Origin of the sequence: Mesorhizobium sp. B1-1-5 (assembly GCF_006443065.1) — a bacterium.
Lineage (GTDB): Bacteria > Pseudomonadota > Alphaproteobacteria > Rhizobiales > Rhizobiaceae > Mesorhizobium.
Genome location: NZ_VFWS01000618.1, coordinates 1 through 1,076 on the forward strand (window position 1 = coordinate 1; position 1,076 = coordinate 1,076).

At 64.2% G+C, this 1,076-nt stretch carries 2 protein-coding genes; both read right to left on the minus strand.

From position 1 onward, the window contains the following. Positions 1 to 690, minus strand: a 690-nt coding sequence (locus FJ980_RS33815) for an N-acetylmuramoyl-L-alanine amidase (RefSeq protein WP_140547688.1), incomplete at its 3' end; no start/stop codon positions are given. Continuing rightward, on the minus strand, positions 687 to 1,076 hold a 390-nt coding region (locus FJ980_RS33820; protein WP_140547689.1), incomplete at its 5' end, for a DnaJ family molecular chaperone. The genes FJ980_RS33820 and FJ980_RS33815, both read right to left, overlap by 4 nt.

A 1,076-nucleotide genomic window follows, 5' to 3' on the forward strand; every position in this document is an offset into this window, starting at 1 on the left:
GATCCGGCGTGGCCGGAAATGACGCTGGAAAGCCTCGACCACGACCCGCGTCTGCTGGTCGAAAACACCCGATATTTCGACCCCATAGCCGTAGAGCGCCAGCATCGATTGCAGCGCCTCGACATCGGCGCCAGCGTCGCCGGTCTTCAGCACGGCGCCGCGCCTGATCGGTGCCGCCGCCACCAAGTGGCCGACGCCGGCCTCGAACAGGGCCCGCCAGGGAAACTTCTCGCCCGGATCGATCTTGCGCCCCGGCGCCACGTCGGAGTGCGCCAGCACCCGCTGGGGGGCAATCGCATGCCGGTTGGCAATTCCGGCACACAAGCCGATCACCGCATCGATCTGTCGCTTGGGAAAACCGGGATAACCCAATGAATGCCCCGGGTTGACGATCTCGATGCCGACGGAACAGGAGTTGATGTCGGTGCGTCCGAACCACGAACTCTTCCCAGCGTGCCAGGCGCGGTCGCTTTCCCGGACCATCTGCACGATATGGCCGTTCTCATGCACCAGATAGTGCGAGGAGACTTCGCTGGCCGGGTCGCACAGCCACGCCTCGGCCCCGGCGCCTGTCGGCATGCCGGTATAGTGCAGCACGATCATGTCGGGCTTCAGCGTCTCGCGCCGTGGCCCGAAATTCGGCGATACACTGACCTCGGCGCTCGGCTCGTCGGGCAGGAAGCCGCTCATGCGTGCCGCAGGCCCCGCTCGATCATCTCATAGGCGGTGTTGATCGCCGCGAGCCTCGTCGTCGCGATCTTGATGAATTCCTGCGGCAGGCCACGCGCGATCAGCCGGTCCGGATGATTGTCGGAAACCAGCTTGCGGTAGCGTTTCCTGACCTCCTCGAACGGCTTGCCGCGCTCGATGCCGAGCACGACATAGGGGTCGGCCGCACCAAGATTGACGTGCCTGGCAAGGATCGCCTCGTAGTGCACCTCGTCTATGCGGAAGATTTCGGCGATGCGGTGCAGGAACTGGCCTTCACGCTCATGGATCAGCCCGTCGGCCTTGGCGATGTGGAACAGGCCATCGAGTATATCCTCCAGCATCATGCAGTTCGAATGGCCGGAGCC